The 16817-nt window shown below is 64.7% G+C and carries 17 protein-coding genes; 12 read left to right on the top strand and 5 right to left on the bottom strand.

What is annotated here, in order from left to right; translation table 11 throughout:
* Positions 1-31: 31 nt before the first annotated feature.
* Both ACVWY5_RS16860 and ACVWY5_RS16855 read right to left on the bottom strand, forming a co-directional pair.
* Positions 32-763, bottom strand: a complete 732-nt coding sequence (locus tag ACVWY5_RS16860) for an adenylate/guanylate cyclase domain-containing protein (RefSeq protein WP_028332019.1) — start codon at positions 761-763, stop codon at positions 32-34.
* Positions 764-848: 85 nt separating this feature from the next.
* Positions 849-1100, bottom strand: a complete 252-nt coding sequence (locus ACVWY5_RS16855; RefSeq protein WP_028332020.1) for a PilZ domain-containing protein — start codon at positions 1098-1100, stop codon at positions 849-851.
* A gap of 264 nt (positions 1101-1364) precedes the next feature.
* Here ACVWY5_RS16855 and ACVWY5_RS16850 point away from each other — a divergent pair, with 264 nt between their 5' ends.
* Genes ACVWY5_RS16850 through ACVWY5_RS16840 form a run of 3 tightly spaced genes read left to right on the top strand, consistent with a single transcriptional unit; the run spans position 1365 to position 4396 of the window.
* Positions 1365-2771, top strand: a complete 1407-nt coding sequence (locus tag ACVWY5_RS16850) for an MFS transporter (RefSeq protein ID WP_028332021.1) — start codon at positions 1365-1367, stop codon at positions 2769-2771.
* Between the two features lie 11 nt (positions 2772-2782).
* Positions 2783-3970 carry an acyl-CoA dehydrogenase family protein gene (locus ACVWY5_RS16845; protein WP_028332022.1) on the top strand — a complete coding sequence of 396 codons (1188 nt, stop codon included), beginning with the start codon at positions 2783-2785 and terminating at the stop codon, positions 3968-3970.
* Positions 3971-3994: 24 nt separating this feature from the next.
* Positions 3995-4396 (top strand): VOC family protein, encoded by a 402-nt coding sequence (locus ACVWY5_RS16840; RefSeq protein WP_028332023.1) that lies wholly within the window; start codon positions 3995-3997, stop codon positions 4394-4396.
* A 301-nt stretch (positions 4397-4697) separates the two neighbouring features.
* Here the strand turns inward: ACVWY5_RS16840 and ACVWY5_RS16835 are convergent, their stop codons facing one another.
* Positions 4698-5444: a Spy/CpxP family protein refolding chaperone gene (locus ACVWY5_RS16835; RefSeq protein ID WP_028332024.1), complete on the bottom strand. Its 747-nt coding sequence runs from the start codon at positions 5442-5444 to the stop codon at positions 4698-4700.
* A 454-nt stretch (positions 5445-5898) separates the two neighbouring features.
* On the opposite strand from ACVWY5_RS16835, the gene ACVWY5_RS16830 reads away from it, so the two are divergent.
* The 9 genes from ACVWY5_RS16830 to ACVWY5_RS16790 all read left to right on the top strand — a co-directional run bounded on the left by ACVWY5_RS16830 (position 5899) and on the right by ACVWY5_RS16790 (position 15393).
* On the top strand, positions 5899-7239 hold the full coding sequence (locus ACVWY5_RS16830; RefSeq protein ID WP_028332025.1) for an ABC transporter substrate-binding protein: 1341 nt from the start codon (positions 5899-5901) through the stop codon (positions 7237-7239).
* A 111-nt stretch (positions 7240-7350) separates the two neighbouring features.
* Positions 7351-8289, top strand: coding sequence for a carbohydrate ABC transporter permease (locus tag ACVWY5_RS16825; RefSeq protein ID WP_028332026.1), 939 nt, complete (start codon positions 7351-7353; stop codon positions 8287-8289).
* Positions 8289-9200 carry a carbohydrate ABC transporter permease gene (locus tag ACVWY5_RS16820; protein ID WP_016847559.1) on the top strand — a complete coding sequence of 304 codons (912 nt, stop codon included), beginning with the start codon at positions 8289-8291 and terminating at the stop codon, positions 9198-9200. The genes ACVWY5_RS16825 and ACVWY5_RS16820 overlap by 1 nt, the downstream gene beginning before the upstream one ends.
* A gap of 4 nt (positions 9201-9204) precedes the next feature.
* Entirely contained in the window at positions 9205-10305 is a 1101-nt protein-coding gene (locus tag ACVWY5_RS16815) for an ABC transporter ATP-binding protein (RefSeq protein ID WP_028332027.1), read from the top strand.
* Positions 10306-10334: 29 nt separating this feature from the next.
* Positions 10335-11324 (top strand): hydroxyacid dehydrogenase, encoded by a 990-nt coding sequence (locus ACVWY5_RS16810; RefSeq protein WP_028332028.1) that lies wholly within the window; start codon positions 10335-10337, stop codon positions 11322-11324.
* 69 nt (positions 11325-11393) lie between these two features.
* A complete protein-coding gene (locus tag ACVWY5_RS16805) occupies positions 11394-12818 on the top strand; it encodes an amidase (protein ID WP_028332029.1) in 1425 nt (474 codons plus the stop codon).
* Between the two features lie 100 nt (positions 12819-12918).
* Positions 12919-13584 (top strand): hypothetical protein, encoded by a 666-nt coding sequence (locus ACVWY5_RS16800; protein ID WP_051375996.1) that lies wholly within the window; start codon positions 12919-12921, stop codon positions 13582-13584.
* A gap of 54 nt (positions 13585-13638) precedes the next feature.
* Positions 13639-14412, top strand: coding sequence for a transporter substrate-binding domain-containing protein (locus ACVWY5_RS16795; RefSeq protein ID WP_321177266.1), 774 nt, complete (start codon positions 13639-13641; stop codon positions 14410-14412).
* Between the two features lie 171 nt (positions 14413-14583).
* The gene (locus ACVWY5_RS16790; protein ID WP_028332031.1) at positions 14584-15393 is read left to right on the top strand and encodes a DUF2147 domain-containing protein; all 810 of its coding nucleotides are present in this window, start codon (positions 14584-14586) and stop codon (positions 15391-15393) included.
* 211 nt (positions 15394-15604) lie between these two features.
* Here the strand turns inward: ACVWY5_RS16790 and ACVWY5_RS16785 are convergent, their stop codons facing one another.
* Together ACVWY5_RS16785 and ACVWY5_RS16780 are read right to left on the bottom strand one after the other, a co-directional pair.
* The gene (locus ACVWY5_RS16785) at positions 15605-16009 is read right to left on the bottom strand and encodes a (R)-mandelonitrile lyase (RefSeq protein WP_016847553.1); all 405 of its coding nucleotides are present in this window, start codon (positions 16007-16009) and stop codon (positions 15605-15607) included.
* A gap of 23 nt (positions 16010-16032) precedes the next feature.
* Positions 16033-16731 (bottom strand): ribonuclease activity regulator RraA, encoded by a 699-nt coding sequence (locus tag ACVWY5_RS16780; RefSeq protein WP_028332032.1) that lies wholly within the window; start codon positions 16729-16731, stop codon positions 16033-16035.
* Between the last annotated feature and the right edge of the window lie 86 nt (positions 16732-16817).

The raw sequence follows: 16817 nt of genomic DNA, 5'->3' as shown, positions 1-16817 counted from the left end.
TGACGCCGCGTCAATTCGCGCCAAAGCCGATTCACGCTGGAAACAATGTGACGGGCTGGTCAAAGCCCTTCAGGGTGTAATCGGCACCGGCTGCCGTGATCATGTCGCGGGTTCGATCCCGCACGGCCGTCGTCACAAGAATCTCGCCTGACCTGGCGGCCGCCTGCGCGCGTGCCGCGCGATTGACCACCGTGCCGACTGCCGTCAGGTCGCGGTGAGTGTGGCCGAACTCACCGAAATTGGTGTCACCGCTATCCAGCCCGATTCCGATGCCGATCTCGATGTCGCCGGCGCCGATCGCCCGCACCAGCGCGTCGTGCCTGTCGCGAAAACTGCGCTGGATCTGGCGCGCCGCGAGCAAGGCCTGCACGGCATGATCGTCGCGCCGCACCGGAAAATTGAAGATCGCGAACACGGCGTCGCCGATGGTCTTGTTGAGGATGCCGTCATAGCGCCAGATCGCGGCGGCGCAGTCGTCGTAGAACGCGTCGAGCAGCGAGGTCAGCCCGTCCTGCGCGATGGTCTGCGTCAGGGTGGTATAGCCGCGCAGATCGGCGAACAGGATGGTGGCATCGATGGTCACGGCACGCGCCTTCATGATCTTCGAGAAGGCCATCTCGCAGATCGTGCATGTGTTCGGGTTCATGCGGCTCGGCCGGACGCCGAACAGACGGAACGGCGCCGCCAAGGGACCGCGCAACGGGATCGGCATATGCAGATTTTGCCAGCAGCCAAGGCAGATTGTTGCAGGTTCCGGAGTCATCGGCGGATCACCTGCCGTTCCAGCAACGAAACCCGGGCCCCTTGGCACGCTGGTTCATGGGCGTCCCCAATCGAGATTGCCGCGCTCAGGCGGTCGCCACGAAACTCACTCCAATTCGCGTCTTCTTGCTCCAGATCACCTGGCACTCATGGACGACCGAGGCGTCGCGGGCCATCACCAGGCGGAATCTGTGCGGGACGAAGGCCGGATTCTCCACCTCGATGGCCGCCCCTTCCGGCGAGATGTTCACGATCGTGCAATGCATGACCGAACCGCCCGACGAGACATAGCCGGGTTCATTGACCTCGGTTCGCGGATGCTTGCGCTTTTCGTCCACCCGGCTGCTCCCCGCTTGCTCCACGCAAACGTGAGCGATCGGCATTGCAGAAGTCAACGGCTCCGGCGGCTCACATCGGGTTTTCGCACCACCATTTGTGCGCAGCAGTAAGCCGAACCGCTTATCGCGCCAATGCAGATGAGCCCCGCGTCGGCGCGGGCTTGTCGTTCGCGCTGGCGCGAGGATAGCCTCATCCTATGGGCGATGCGCTGGCGCGACGCACGCTCCGGGGAACAATGAACAGGCGCCATGGGGAGACGCGCCATGTTCGAGATTCTCGATCGCCGGACGACTCTGACCGGCAACCAGATCAAGATCCTTGCGGCGGCCATCATCGGCGATGCGCTGGAATTCTTCGACTACTTCCTGATCGGCTTCGTGCTCGCGTTCCTGATCGGACCGTGGAAGCTCACCTTCGGCCAGTCGGCCACCGTGCTGATGAGTTCCGGCATCGGGGCCATCCTCGGCGCCTACCTCTGGGGCTGGCTCGCCGACCGGGTCGGGCGGCGTATCGTCTTCATCGGCACGGTGCTGAACTTCTCGATCGCGACCGGCCTGCTCTATTTCACACCCGATAATGGCTGGGTCTATCTGGCAATCCTGCGCTTCTTCGTCGGCACCGGCGTCGGCGGTCTTTATTGTGTCGACCTGCCGCTGGTGCAGGAGTTCATGCCCTCGCACAAGCGCGGCTGGGTCGGCGGCCTCGTCACCTGCGTGATCCCGCTCGGCGTCGGCCTCGGCGCGGTGCTCGGAGCCGTCATGGGAACCGATCAGTGGCGGCTGTTGTTTGCGATCGGCGTGCTGCCGTCGGTCCTGGTGCTGCTGGTTCGGATCTGGGTCCCGGAGTCGCCGCGCTGGCTGTGCCGGCAAGGACGCTATGACGAAGCCCGCAAGTCGCTGGCCTGGGCGCTGCAGGTGCCGCCGTCGGAGCTGCCGCTGCCGAGCGCGGCCGACGCCGGTCCGATCGTCACGACGAGCTGGTTCGATCTGTTCAAATATCCGCGCAGCCTGATCGTCTCCTGGCTCGGCAATGCCGGCGCGCAAACCGGCGTCTACGGCATCACGCTATGGGCCCCTGCGCTGTTCGTGCTGCTCCTGAAGGTGACGCCGCAGGAAGCCGCCAAGATGATGATCCTGCTCAGCATCACCGGCTTCCTCGGCCGCATCTCGTTCTCTTATTTCTCGGAGCTGCTCGGACGGCGTGTTGCCGGCGGCCTGCTCGGCTTCGGCGCCGGCGCGCTGACCATCATTGCCGGCTACCACTACGACGCGACTTTGTTCGGCATGTCGGCGTTCTGGCTGCTGCTGGCCGCCGCCTTCTTCTTCGCCGACGGCGGCTTTGCGATCGTCGGTCCCTACGCGGCGGAAGTCTGGCCGTCGCATCTGCGCACCACGGGGATGGGGTCGGCCTATGGCTTCGGCGGCATCGGCAAGATCATCGGGCCGGTCGGGCTGGCGCTGATCGTCGGTTCGAACAACTACCTCAAGCCCGACGTGCCACTGACCCAGATCCCGACCGCCTTTGTCTATCTCGGCTGCTGGTTCCTGATGGCGGGTGCTGTCTATTTGTTCTTCGGGCTCGAGACCCGGGGCAAATCGATCGAGCAGATCGACAAGGAGCTCAACGCGGCGGCCGACGTCGCGGCCTCCGCGACGATCCGGCGCGCCTGAGGGAGGCGAACATGAATGTGACTTCTGCGGACCTTATGGGTGATCGCGACGTGATCGCCCGCGCCGAGGCGATCAGGGACGCGGTGGCGGCCGCCTCCAACGATATCGAAACGACGCGCCGCCTGCCGCCCGACCTGCTCGACCGGCTGCATGAGGCGCGGCTGTTCCGCCTTTTGCTGCCGCGTTCAACCGACGGGATCGAGACCGATCCCGTCACCTTCTTCCATGCCATCGAGACCATCGCCAAGGCGGATGCCTCGACGGCGTGGTGTCTGAGCCAGGCCGGCGGCTGCGCGATGTCGGCGGCCTATCTCAACCTGCCGGTCGCGCAGGAAGTGTTTGCCGACCCGCGTGCCGTGCTGGCCTGGGGCCCCGGCCCGAAGGTCAAGGCGATCGAGTGCGAGGGCGGCTATCGCGTCACCGGGGTCTGGTCGTTTGCCTCGGGCGGGCGGCACGCCACCTGGCTCGGCGCGCACTGCCCGGTCTATGCCGCGGACGGCGCGCCGCGCCGGGATGCCAATGGTGAGCAGGTCGAGCGCACCATGCTGGTGCGGACCGAGGACGTCGCATGGACTGACATCTGGAACACGGTCGGATTGCGCGGTACCGCCAGCGACCAGTTCGCGCTCGACGACTTCTTCGTCCGCGCGGACCATTCGATTACCCGCGAATTCGACCGCGAGTGCCGCGAGGATGGCCCGCTGTACCGGATGAGCAACCACACCTGCTACCAGATCGGCTTTGCCGGGGTCGCCTGCGGCATTGCCCGCAGCGCGCTCGACAATTTCATCGACGTCGCCCGCAACAAGGTGCCGCGCGGCATGAAGAAGACGCTGCGTGACAATGCCGTGGTGCAGTCCGGCCTCGCCCAGGCCGAGGTCAATCTGCGCGCGGCCCGCGCCTTCCTGCTGCAGTCGATGGCCGACATCTGGAAGGATCTGGTTGCCGGCCACAGCATCACGGTCGCGCAGCGCATGACGATCCGGATGGCGGCCACGCACGCCATCCACAAGGCGCGGGAGGCCGTCGATTTCGCCTACAACACCGCCGGCGCCACCGCGATCTTCGACGGCCATCCGCTGGAGCGGCGCTTCCGCGACATTCACACCGTGACCCAGCAATTGCAGGGCCGCTTCAGCCATTTCGAGACCGTCGGCGCCTGGATGCTGGGCGTCGATGCCGACCTCGGCTTCGTTTAACCCGATTTCTCAAGGAGAAGAACCATGCCATTGGGCGGACTACAGCATTACACCATCGAGCCGCAGGATCTGGAGAAGACCAAGACGTTCTATTGCGATGTGCTCGGGCTCGAGAACGGCGAACGGCCGCCGCTCGATTTCCCCGGCTACTGGCTCTATTCCGGCGGCCAGGCCACCGTCCATCTGATGGGCACCCGCAAGCCGCGCGACGGCATCGTGGTGCGCGGCACCGAGAAGAAATATGAGGACACCGGCCGCCTCGACCACATCGCCTTTGCTGCCAGCGACGTCGAGGCCGTGCGCAAGCGCCTGCAGTCGAAGAACGTCACCTTCCGTGAGCAGATCGTGCCGCGCACCGGCGACACCCAGATATTCCTCTACGATCCGGACGGCGTCGGTGTGGAGCTGAACTTCCCGAAGAGCTAAGCGCCGGCGTTTCCGGATCGCGGGTTGCCGGCATAGCGTCCGAAGGACATCGCCGCTTTTGCGCGCCGATGTCCCGGTCATTGACGGCTCAATCCGCGCTGGCCTCAGGCGCTGTGGATGGTTCCCGACAAGGCCCTGACTCGGCCATCACTCGGGCGTGATCCGGTCCGTTTTTCTTCAACATTGAATGACGAATTAACCGGGCCGCGCCGCTGCGGCAGAATAGCCGGGTGCTGCGCCTTTAACCTACCCCAGGGCTTGGTGGCCCGGCTATTCCTCCCCACTGGCCGGCGAGATTTCCTCAGTCGAGCCCGCGTTCGTGGCTCAGGCGGACCATTTCGTTGATGAAGATTTGTTTCTGCTTGTCGTCGAGGCTGGCAAACAGCGGCTCGGCTGCGTCGGCAACGCCGCGCTGATCGACCGCCCGGTCATTGAGGAACTGGGCCTCGTTGCGCATCTGTTCGATAATGTCATCCGGCGGATCGCGCTGCGCCCGCGCGATGCGCAGGTTGAGGCGGTCGGCGCCGTTGTGGCCGAGATAGTGCATCGCACTGTTGAAGCCGGCCCAGTTCTTCTCCTGCTCCGGCGTCAGGTTGAGCTCCTTCTTGATCCGTTCGATGTTGGCGTCGCTGTTGGCGACGATCTGTTCGGCCGTCAGCTGCGGCGCGCCGGCCTGGGTCAGCACGGTCGGTGCCTGCTTCGCGCCCTTGTCCTTGGCGGCAGCCTTGGCCGACTTGGTGGCCTTGGCGCCGGCCGCCGGGGCCTGCGCGTTCTTGCCGCTGCCGGCATTGGGGTTGGCGCTGTTGCCATTGTTGCCGGTCAACACCCCGGTCACGCCGGTCACCACCCCGACAACGCCGCCGATGGCTCCGCCGAGGACGCCGCCGACCGGCCCGGCGGCCTTGTTGCCCTCGCGCGCACCCTTTTCGACGCCCTGCACGATCTGCGCATCGACCCGATGAGGCGCTGCGAGCAACGTGACGGTGGCGGCCCCAACCGCGGCGCACAATCTCCATTGCGCTCGCAGCTTCGCTACCGGGATGAGCATGATCGGGTCTCCATGATCGGTGGTGGATTGCGGAATTGATGCGGGAGCAGGTTTGACGAATCCGGACTTTAGCGTTTCCGGCTTCGGCAAGTCTATCGGCCGCACCGGGCATCACCACGGCGGAACAGAGTTCGCTAAGGCTCGACCGGAAAGCTGCGGCTCAACCGCGCACCGCCTCCGACCTTGTCTGCGTCACCCCCCGCGTGCGTCGCAGCATGATCGCAAGACGCGCGGCAAACCGCCGGCAACTGCAATGATGCGAACGACACTGCCTGCTATTTGACCACAACGTTAGTTCTAGTTGGCATCAGCATCTCGTTTCTCGACAGATGCCGGCAATTCTGTTCTGATCGGTGTCAACGCAATCCCGCGACGTCGCGCAAACGCGACGCACAAAAACAACAACGGGATTCAAAAAAGCCTTTTGTCCGTTGGCTACCAGGGAGGGAATGCCATGTCACGGAAGAAGCTCTCGCGCCGAGAATTCGTCGCAGCGACAGCGCTGTCATCGGCCGCGCTGATTACAGCCCCCTACGTGCGTGGCGCCTACGCAGCCGGAAAGCTCTCGATGGGCTTCTGGGATCACTGGGTGCCCGGCGCGAACAGTGCGTCCACCGAGCTGGTCAATGAATGGGCTGCCAAGGAGAAAGTCGAGGTCCAGATCGACTACATCACCAGCCAGGGCAACAAGAACATCGTCACCATCGCCGCCGAGGCGCAGGCGAAATCCGGTCACGATATCTTCCAGATGCCGACATGGTGGCCGCAGGCCAACGCCGAGCTGCTCGAGCCGGTCAACGACATCATGGATCCGCTCATCAAGCTGAACGGCGATGTCAATGGCACGGTGAAATATCTCGGCCAGGCCGGCGGCAAATGGCTCGGCGTTCCCGCCAGCGTCGGCAGCCAGATCAAGGGTCCCTGCTCACGCATCGACCTGATGAAGAAACATGCCAACATCGACGTGCAGGAGATGTATCCGGCCGGCAGCGAGCCGAAAGCCGATAACTGGACCCTCGATACGTTCCTCAAGGCAGCCGAAGCCTGCCACAAGGCCGGATTCCCGTTCGGTATCGGCCTCGGCGAAACCAGCGACAGCGTCGACACCGCCGGCGCGATCTTCCAGTCGTTCGGCGCGCAGCTGGTCGATGCCAAGGGCAACCTCACCGTCAAGACCGATGCGGTGCGCCAGGCCCTCGACTACTACAAGAAGCTGCTCGCCTTCCTGCCGCCCGACGTGTCGGCATGGGACGACGCTTCCAACAACAAGTGGCTGGTTGCCGGCAAGGGCGCGATGATCCTGAATCCGCCGAGCGCATGGGCGGTCGCCAAGCGCGATGCTCCGCAAGTCGCGGAGCAGTGCTGGACGCACGGGTTCCCGGCCGGGCCGAAGGGACGCTTCGCGCCCTATCTGCCGTTCTTCTGGTCGATCTGGTCGTTCTCGAAGAACAAGGAGGCGGCCAAGAGCCTGCTGTCCCACCTGTCGCAACCCGCATCGATCGAGAAGATGGTGGTCGCAAGCGGCGGCTATGACCTGCCGGCCTACGAAAAGCTCACGACCTTGAAGGTCTGGGCGGAGCAAACGCCGCCAAAGGGGACGCTCTACCACTATCCGAACCCCTACAAGCACCAGACGCTATCGATTGCGGCCTCGCCCGCGCCGCCCAAGATCGCGCAGCAGATCTACTTCCAGGCCACGCTGACCAAGATGTGCCTGCGGTACTACCAGGGTGAAAGCATGGAAAAGACGCTCGCCTGGGCCGAGGGCGAGTGCGAAGGCTTCATGCGAAGCTGACGACAAGCGAGGTCTCGCGCGACCATCCGTTGGCCGCGCGAGGCTCCGTCTTCACTGATCGGCCGCCGAACCGGCGCGCTGTGCAACCAACCCGCGCGAGGGACCTGCGTTATGGTTGATGTCGCATTCCAATCCAACCGCGCAGCCGCTGCCCAGTCGGGACGAAGGCGCGTCGGCCTGCGCAACGCGCTGCGGCGCAAGTCGATGGCCGCATTCCTGATGACATTGCCGCTGATCCTCCTGATCGCGATCCTGGTGCTCTACCCGGCCCTCTACTCCTTGCACCTCGCGACGCTGAACAAGGCGATGACGAAGTTCGTCGGGTTCGGCAATTTCGAGTTCCTGTTCAAGCGCGACACCTTCTGGCTGGTGGTCAAGCAATCCTGCATTTTCGCGATCTCGGCGGTGATCTTCAAAGCCCTGATCGGCTTCATCGTCGCGCATTTCGTGCACAACGTACCCGCCAACAAGCAGCGCAAGTGGCGCGGCATGCTGCTGGTGCCGTGGGTGATCCCGCCGGCGATGAGCACGCTGGCGTGGCTCTGGTTGTTCGACCCCTCCTACAGCGCCTTCAACTACACGCTTTCCTTCTTCGGCATCGGGCCGATCCCGTGGACCGGCGATGCGATGTGGGCGCGCTTCTCGGTGATCCTGGTCAACGTCTGGTACGGCGCGCCGTTCTTCATGATCATGTATCTGGCGGCGTTGAAATCGGTGCCCGACCAGCTTTATGAGGCGGCTGCGATCGACGGCGCCAATTGGTGGCAGCGCATTTGGTACGTGACCCTGCCGATGATGCGCAACATCATCGCGATCACGACGTTGTTCTCGCTGATCGTGACCTTCGCCAATTTCGACATCGTGCGTATCCTGACCGCAGGCGGGCCGCTCGACCACACCCATATCTTCGCCACCTGGGCGTTCCGCGTCGGTATCGAGGGCAGCGATGTGCCGCTCGGCGCCAGCGTTTCGCTGTTCATGGTGCCGATCCTCGCGGTCGCGGCGATCTTCATCCTGCGCGACATCACCAAACGCGGGAACGAAGCCTGATGAGCTCGCTGACGATCGACAAGTCCGGACCGACCCGCAAGGTCAAGTACGGCAGCATGAGCCGCGACCGCGCCTGGGCGCTACGCTGGTCCTATTTCTTCCTGGTGCTGTTTGCGATCTTCTCGCTGACGCCGCCGATCTACATGCTGATCACCTCGCTGAAGAGCAGCGCCGAGATCTCGGCCGCGACCAATCCGTGGTGGGTCTATCATCCGACCCTCAGCAACTACATCGAGCTCCTGACCTCGAACCAGTTCCTGCGCTTTTTCTGGAATTCGGCCTGGGTCTCGATCATCGTGGTCACCATCACGATGCTGATCAGCGTGCCGGCGGCCTTCGCGCTGGCGCGGATGAAATTCTGGGGCTCGGCGACGCTCGCCACCGGCGTGTTCCTCACCTATCTCATTCCGGACAGCCTGCTGTTCATTCCGCTGTTCAAGATGTTCGCCGTGTTCGGCGACTGGACCGGCATCCAGCTCGTCAATCGCTGGTACGTGCTGCTGTTCATCTACCCGACGCTGACGGTGCCGTTCTGCACCTGGATCATGATCGGCTATTTCGCCTCGATCCCGAAGGAGCTCGACGAAGCGGCGATCATCGACGGCGCGAGCTGGTTCCAGACGCTGACGCGGATCTTCATCCCGGTCGCGCTGCCCGGCCTGATCGCGGCCACGATCTTCGCCTTCACCGTCTCCTGGGCTCAGTTCCTCTATCCGCTGGTGTTCACGACATCGACCGATCAGCTGGTGCTGCCGGTCGGCATCATCACGACCCTGATCAAGGGGGACGTCTTCAACTGGGGACAGATCATGACCGGCGCCCTGCTCGGCGCCGCGCCGCCGCTGATCATCTATGCCTTCCTGATGGACTACTACATTGCCGGCCTGACCGCCGGTGCGACAAAGGGTTGAACTTATGGCTGATGTCAGTTTGCGGAAGGTTGTGAAGCGTTACGATGAGGTCGAGGCGGTGCGCGGCATCGACCTTGATATCGCCGACCATGAGTTCGTGGTGCTGGTCGGGCCGAGCGGCTGCGGCAAGTCGACGACGCTGCGGATGATCGCCGGCCTCGAGGACATTTCCGACGGCGACATCATGATCGGCGGCGACGTCGTCAACGACGTGCCGCCGAAGGACCGCGACATCGCGATGGTGTTCCAGAACTATGCGCTCTATCCGCACATGACCGTTGCCGAGAACATGTCGTTCGGTCTGCGGCTGAAGCACTATCCCAAGGCCGAGATCAAGAGCCGGGTCACCGAGGCCGCCCGCATGCTCGACATCACCGACCTGATCGACCGCAAGCCGAAGCAGCTCTCCGGCGGCCAGCGCCAGCGCGTCGCGATGGGACGGGCGATCGTGCGCAATCCGAAGGTGTTCCTGTTCGACGAGCCGCTCTCCAACCTCGACGCCAAGCTGCGCGTGCAGATGCGGATCGAGATCAAGAAGGTGCATCAGAAGGTCCGCACCACGACGGTCTACGTCACCCACGACCAGGTCGAGGCGATGACGCTCGCCGACCGCGTCGTGGTGATGAATCACGGCAGGATCGAGCAGATCGGCACGCCCAACGAGCTCTACCACAAGCCGGCGACCCGGTTCGTCGCCAGCTTCATCGGCTCGCCCGCGATGAATTTCGTGCCCTGTCGGCTCGAGGACACCGGCGGAAAGCTCAACGTGCGACTGACCGATCGCCTCACCTTCGCGCTGCCGCCGGCACGCGCCGCCCGCTACCAGGCTCTCTCCCGCACCGACAAGCTGTTGCTGGGCATCCGGCCCGAGCACGTCATGGAGGCGCGGCCGCATGCCGATCCGGGCGTCGAGCCGTTCGACGCCATGCTCGACGTCACCGAGCCGATGGGGATGGAGACTCTGGTCTATTTCACGCTCGAGGGCACCCAGGTCTGCGGCCGGGTCAATCCCAATGCCGGCGCGCAGGATGGCACCCCGCTCCGATTGGCTGTGGACCTCAACAATATGCATTTGCTAAACGAGGTGACCGGCGCCGTCCTTTGACGGCGCACAAGAAACCTCAAGGGCAGGAAATGGCCACCAACAAGAAGAAGATCTTCATCACCCAGACTCTGTCTCCGGGGGCACGGGTGCTCCTCAAGGAGCGGGACGACGTAGAACTCATCGAATTTCCCAACCTGATCTCCGCCAAGGACTTTCAGACCATGCTCGAGCAGCATGCGCCGGTCCATGGCGTGGCGCTCGGCGCAACCCGCTTCGGCGAGGCGGAGCTGGAGGCGTCCAAGGGCATGATGGTGGTGACCCGGATCGGTGTCGGCTATGACGCCGTCGACGTTCCGGCGCTGTCGCGCCGCAAGGTGCCGCTGATGGTCGCAGGCACCGCGAACTCGCCGTCGGTCGCCGAACAAGCCTTGTTCATGATGCTGACTCTGGCCAAGCGCGCGCAGGAAATGCACACGATGGTCAAGGATGGCACCTGGGCGAGCCGGCTCGGCGTGCTTCCGTTCGACCTCTACGGCAAGACCGTGCTGATCGTTGGCTTCGGCCGCATCGGCTCCCGCACCGCCAAGCGCTGCCTCGCCATGGAAATGAACGTGCTGGTCTACGATCCCTACAAGCCCGCCAGCGAGATTACCGCAGCGGGCTGCGAGGCCGTGCCGAGCCTCGAAGCGGCGCTGCCGCGGGCGGATTTCGTCACGATCCATTGCCCGAAGAATCCCGAAACGGTCGGGCTGTTCAACGCCGCGCGGATCAGGCTGATGAAGCCGACCGCCTATCTCATCAACACCGCCCGCGGCGGCATCGTCGACGAGAAGGCGCTGCACGACGCGCTGGTGTCGGGCAAGCTCGCCGGCGCTGGCCTCGACGTGTTCGAGGTCGAGCCGCCGCCGGTCGGCCAACCCCTGCACACTTTGCCCAACGTGATCATGGCGCCGCACGTCGCCGGCGTCACGGTCGAGGCCGTCGATCGCATGAGCGAGCAGACCGCACGCAATATCCTGAGCGTGCTGGATGGCAATCCGCTGCGCCAGAACGTGATCAACCAGGACGTCCTCGGCTGAGCTTTCAGCCTTCCTCGTTTGCGCCGCGGCCGATCCGAAAAGATCGGCCCGGCGATGCGGAGTACCCACATGGCTTTCAAGGAATTCGGCAACTACGATGCGGTCGGTCTCGCCGAGCTCGTCCGCAACAAGGACGTGACGCCGAAGGAGCTGCTTGACGAGGCGATCGCGCGCACTGCCGCCGTCGATCCCAAGATCAACGCAGTGGTCGTCAAGCACTACGACTACGCCGAGCGCCAGATCGCCAAGGGGCTGCCTGACGGTCCCTTCACCGGCGTGCCGTTCCTGCTCAAGGACCTCGATCTGCTCGAGGGCACACGCACCACGTCGGGTGCCAGCCTGCTGAAGGACTTCGTCGCCGATCACAACGGCACGCTGGCCCAGCGCTTCCTCGACGCCGGGCTTGCGATCTTCGGCAAGAGCTCGAGCCCAGAATTCGGCCTGATGCCGACGACCGAATCCCGCCTGTTCGGCCCGACCCGCAATCCCTGGAATCTCGACCATTCCTCCGGCGGCTCGTCCGGCGGCGCCGGGGCCGCGGTCGCGGCCCGCATCCTGCCCGTCGCGCATGCCAGCGACGGCGGCGGGTCGATCCGGATCCCCGCCTCCGCGTCCGGGGTGTTCGGCATGAAGCCGACGCGTGCCCGCAACCCCTGCGGGCCCGATCGCGGCGAAGGCTGGGGCGGCTTCTCGGTCGGCCACGTGCTCAGCATCAGCGTCCGCGACAGCGCGGTCATGATGGATGCGATCCACGGCCCGGAGCCGTCGAGCCTCTATGTCGCGCCGCCGCCGGAGCGACCGTTCTCGCAGGAAGTCGGCCGCGATCCCGGCCATTTGCGCATCAGCTTCACCGACAAGTCGCCCTACGGCGATGCCATCGATCCCGAGATCGCCGCGGCGGTGCGCGACATAGCCAAGCTGCTGGCGGGGCTCGGCCATCATGTCGAGGAGCGTGCGCCGCCGCTGGCGGCCGATCCCGCCGCGGTCATGACGACCATCGTCGGCGGCAACACGGCGCTGACCATCCGTCTGCTCGAGCAGCGCGTCGGGCGCACCCTGACGTCGGACGATGTCGAGCGGCTCACGCTCGCCAGCGCCCAGAATGCGACCAAGATGAACCCGGCCGACTACGTGGCCGCGCAGCTTGCAGCGTTCCAGATCTCGCGCGCGCTTGCGACCTTCTTCGAAGGTTGCGACATCTTCCTCAGCCCGACGCTGTGCGCGCCGCCGCTCCGCCTCGGCGAGCTGAACACGATGTCCGAGGACCTCGGCCACATCGCGCCGGTGCTGCGCCGCTACATGCCGGGCACCTCGATGTTCAACATGTCCGGACAGCCGGCGATGTCGGTGCCGCTGGCCTGGAACAAGGCCGGTCTGCCGCTCGGCATGATGTTCGCGGCCAAGCTCGGCGAGGAAGGACTGCTGTTCCGCCTGGCCGGCCAGCTCGAACAGGTCCGCCCCTGGAAGGACCGGCGTCCGCCGATTTGCGCGTAGGCCCCATCGAAGCGCCCGGGCTGACAAAGGCCAGTCACATCAGGTAGATAGGAATGGCGTCGGCGCGATTCCGCCAACGCCGAGCCTGGGAGACCGAACCGTGAGTGACCCGACCGACAATGCGCTCGCTGCAATCGCGAGCATTCTCGATCAGACGACGACACCTCCCGAGAAGGCCAAATCGTCTGACAAGACGGCGGATAAGGAAGCCGAGCCTGCCAAGGAGCCTCCGGTCTCCATCGCGATGCCGCCGCCCCTTCCGTCGTCAGTCGAAGTCGTATCAGTCGAGACCGTGTCCATCACGACCGTGTCCGTCGAGGCCGCGCCCGCCGAGCCGTCGGCGGTCGAGCCGCCTCCGATCGAGCAGCCCGAGCCGGTCGAACGGTCCGAGCCAAGCAAGGCTGAGGCAAGTGAACCGGAGCCAAGCGAACCGGAGCCGAGCGAGCCAGAAGCGGAGCCGGAGCCGATCCAGCCGCCGCCCCAACCGATCGAGGCCAATGGCTATTCCAGGTCCGGCCCAGGCCCGATGGCCGCGCTGCGCTTCCGCTGGACGGTGCGCCAGGACGGCGCCCAATATTATGTCGACGAGACCGTCGGCGCGGCATCGACCCCGCTCGTCAACGGCCCGATGGAGCGGGACGCCGCGATCAAATTCGTCGACGATCGTGAGGCCGAAGCGCGGCGGCGTTTCGAGCATTTCAAGCACGAGATGCTCAGCCGCACTGCGACCGTCAATCAGGCGAGCAAGGACAGCAACGAGGCCTGAGACGCGGTACGTGCCTTCGGGCATCGCAATCAAATGCGGATGGAGAAGACCTCGATGTTTCGCGCGCTGGCCGGCCTCGCCTTCGCCTTGCTCCTGTCCACCGCGCACGCGCAGCAGGCGCCGTCCCGGCTGGATGAGATCGTCAAGCGCGGCATCCTGCGGGTCGGCATGACCGGCGACTATTTGCCCTTCACCTATCTCGACAAGGAGACCAAGGCCTTCCGCGGCTTCGATGTCGACATGGCGCAGTCACTCGGCAAGGCGCTCGGCGTCAAGGTCGAGTTCGTGCCGACGTCGTGGCCGCAGATGACCAGGGATTTCGAGGCCAACGATTTCGACGTCGCGATGGGCGGCGTCTCCATCACCCTCGATCGGCAGAAGAAGGGTCTGTTCTCGACGCCGATCATGCGCGAGGGCAAGACGCCGATCGCGCGCTGTGCCGACAAGGGCAAGTTTGAGACGATCGCCGAGATCGACAAACCGGGCACCCGCGTGATCGTCAATCCCGGCGGCACCAATGAGCGCTTCGTGCGCGCCCATGTGAAAACCGCCGAGATCCGGGTCTTCAACGACAACACCAAAATCTTCGACGAGATCGCCAAGGGCGATGCCGACCTGATGATGACCGATGCATCCGAGACGCGCTATCAGCAGAAGCTGCATCCCGGCGTGCTGTGCGCCGTTCATCCCGACAAGCCGTTCGACTTCGCGGAAAAGGCCTACTGGATGCAGCGCGACGTCGCATTGAAGGCGTTCGTCGACCAATGGCTTCACATCGCACGCGAAGATGGCAGCTACGCGAAGATCTACGCCGCGTGGTTCGAATAGCCTGCGTCACGCTCATCATTTGAAGCGCACGGCCTGAAACCAGACCGCAATCCAGCGATTTGAACCTAAGCCGCAAGGATACGACTCATGTTCTGACCGTGATCTGGGACACGTTCAACGAGGTGGTCACCGGATAGCCTTGCGAACGGGTTCTCTGCACCGGAGGTCGAGATGAGAAAGCTACTGGCGATCGCCACGCTCGTGCTGGCGAGCACGGCCGCAGCGCAGGCGCAGTACACATTCGATTACGGCGGCCGCACCATTCACATCGATCCTGATCGCGGCACGGTTTCGATCCCCGGCGTCTACGACAATACTCCCCGCGGCACCAAGCGCGCCAAACGCGAGGACACCGAGCAGAAGCGCAAGGCTCCGAAGGAAGCCAACACGGACGCCAAGTCGGACACTAAGACGGACGCTAAGACGAATTCTCAGGCCGCGCCACCCGGCGCGCCAGCAGCGGCTGCTCCGCCACCCGTCGATCAGGCCGCCGTCCCGCCGGCGCCTGCCGCAACAACGACAGATCCGGCCAGCACGGGCGTTGCGGCCACGCCGCCGCCCGCGCCGCCAGCCGTCCAGCCAACTGCCGCGCCTGCTGCAAAGCCCACTACCGCTCCAACCGTCGGTGCCGCCTCGCCGAACGCTCCAGCGCCCAAGCCGCTCGCCAATCCCGTGCAAGCAGCGAATTCGCCGCTCGGCCTCTGGCTCACCGAAGAGAAGGAAGGCAAAATCCGCATCGAGCAATGCGGCGCCAATCTCTGTGGCTACGCCGTCGATAAGAAATCGAACGCCAACGGCGAACAGGTTCTGATCAACATGAAGCCGGGCAAGGATAAATGGAGCGGCCGCATCTTCGATCCGAACAGCGGCAGCACCTACGATTCCACCATCGCGATGAAGAGCCCGGACACGCTGCGCGTCCAGGGCTGTGCGTTCGGCGGCATGTTCTGCGGCGGCCAGACCTGGACGCGGGTGAATTGATTACGCTTGGATCGTAGCCCGGATGAAGCCAACGGGTCGCGCGAATGCGCGCCCGATGACAGACTCCGCGAAATCCGGGATTGTTACCGCAGGAGAGACCGCCCCGGATTGCGCTTCGCTCCATCCGGGCTGCGGTCTCCATCCGGGCTACGCATACGAAAAAGCCCCGCCTGACGAGCGGGGCTTTCATCTTTTGAACTGCTACGACGCTTCAGCCGACCTTGCCGTTGTATTCCTCGTCGGTGACGTGCTCCATCCAGGTCGAATAGACGCCATCGAGCGCCTCCTGCATGGCGATGTGGGTCATGCTGTTGTCCGGCGAGGCCCCATGCCAGTGCTTCTCGTTCGGCGGAATCCAGACCACATCGCCGGGACGAATCTCCCTGATCGGGCCGCCCTTGGCCTGCACGCGCCCGATGCCCGAGATCACGTACAGCGTCTGTCCGAGCGGATGGGTGTGCCAGGCGGTGCGTGCGCCGGGCTCGAACGACACGCGCGAGGCGTTGAGCCGCGCCGGCGCAGGCGCCATGTTGATCGGGTCCTGCAACACCGTGCCGGTAAAATTCTCCTTCGGCGCGCGGCGGGTCGGCCGCGAGCCGGAAACGTGGATGTCCATGGGGTTACCTCCCTTTCTTGACGCTATTTCTTGGTCGCGGCGTAGCGCGCCTTGGTCTCGGCATTCATCGGATACAGGCCGGGTAGCTGGGCGCCATTGTTCACCTCGTTGACGATCCAGGCTTCCATCCGTTCCTGCTCCGGCCCCTCGGCCAACACGTGATCGAGGAACGCCTGCGGGATCAGCACCGCGCCGTCCTGGTCGGCCACCACCACGTCGTTCGGGAATACGGCAACGCCGCCGCAGCCGATCGGTTCGCCCCAGCCGACGAAGGTCAGGCCTGCGACCGACGGCGGAGCGGCGTAGCCGTCGCACCACACCGGCAGGCCGGTGCCGAGCACGCCCTCGACGTCGCGCACCACGCCGTCGGTGATCAGCGCCGTCACCCCGCGCTTGACCATGCGAGCGCAGAGGATGTCGCCGAAAATGCCGGCATCGGTGATGCCCATGGCATCGACCACGGCAATGCAGCCCGCCGGCATCGCCTCGATCGCGGTGCGGGTCGAGATCGGCGACGACCAGGATTCCGGCGTCGCCAGATCCTCACGGGCCGGCACGAAGCGCAGCGTGAAGGCCGGTCCGACCAGCCGCTTCTGCCCCGGCTTCAGCGGCTTGGTGCCGCGCATCCAGATGTTGCGCAGGCCCTTCTTGAGCAGGACGGTGGTGATGGTGGCGGTGGACACGTGCGACAGCGTCGCGATCGCTTCGGCGGACAGTGACATCTGGAAAGCTTGCTCCGATGGGAGGAAAAGACCGGCGCATGTTGCCGGGCAAGGGCCTTGCGTCAAGGGCTGCGCGAAAAAGCTGC

This window comes from Bradyrhizobium sp. USDA 3256 (assembly GCF_054058275.1).
Note: the sequence above shows the minus strand (reverse complement) of the source record. Positions and strands in the feature narration are given on the sequence as shown.

Coding starts and splice junctions, on each gene's coding strand:
- ACVWY5_RS16780 (WP_028332032.1), bottom strand. CDS start 16,731: ATGTCACTGTCCGCCGAAGCGATCGCGACGCTGTCGCACGTGTCCACC.
- ACVWY5_RS16810 (WP_028332028.1), top strand. CDS start 10,335: ATGGCCACCAACAAGAAGAAGATCTTCATCACCCAGACTCTGTCTCCG.
- ACVWY5_RS16845 (WP_028332022.1), top strand. CDS start 2,783: ATGAATGTGACTTCTGCGGACCTTATGGGTGATCGCGACGTGATCGCC.
- ACVWY5_RS16840 (WP_028332023.1), top strand. CDS start 3,995: ATGCCATTGGGCGGACTACAGCATTACACCATCGAGCCGCAGGATCTG.
- ACVWY5_RS16850 (WP_028332021.1), top strand. CDS start 1,365: ATGTTCGAGATTCTCGATCGCCGGACGACTCTGACCGGCAACCAGATC.
- ACVWY5_RS16795 (WP_321177266.1), top strand. CDS start 13,639: ATGTTTCGCGCGCTGGCCGGCCTCGCCTTCGCCTTGCTCCTGTCCACC.
- ACVWY5_RS16790 (WP_028332031.1), top strand. CDS start 14,584: ATGAGAAAGCTACTGGCGATCGCCACGCTCGTGCTGGCGAGCACGGCC.
- ACVWY5_RS16830 (WP_028332025.1), top strand. CDS start 5,899: ATGTCACGGAAGAAGCTCTCGCGCCGAGAATTCGTCGCAGCGACAGCG.
- ACVWY5_RS16785 (WP_016847553.1), bottom strand. CDS start 16,009: ATGGACATCCACGTTTCCGGCTCGCGGCCGACCCGCCGCGCGCCGAAG.
- ACVWY5_RS16805 (WP_028332029.1), top strand. CDS start 11,394: ATGGCTTTCAAGGAATTCGGCAACTACGATGCGGTCGGTCTCGCCGAG.
- ACVWY5_RS16860 (WP_028332019.1), bottom strand. CDS start 763: ATGACTCCGGAACCTGCAACAATCTGCCTTGGCTGCTGGCAAAATCTG.
- ACVWY5_RS16815 (WP_028332027.1), top strand. CDS start 9,205: ATGGCTGATGTCAGTTTGCGGAAGGTTGTGAAGCGTTACGATGAGGTC.
- ACVWY5_RS16835 (WP_028332024.1), bottom strand. CDS start 5,444: ATGCTCATCCCGGTAGCGAAGCTGCGAGCGCAATGGAGATTGTGCGCC.
- ACVWY5_RS16820 (WP_016847559.1), top strand. CDS start 8,289: ATGAGCTCGCTGACGATCGACAAGTCCGGACCGACCCGCAAGGTCAAG.
- ACVWY5_RS16825 (WP_028332026.1), top strand. CDS start 7,351: ATGGTTGATGTCGCATTCCAATCCAACCGCGCAGCCGCTGCCCAGTCG.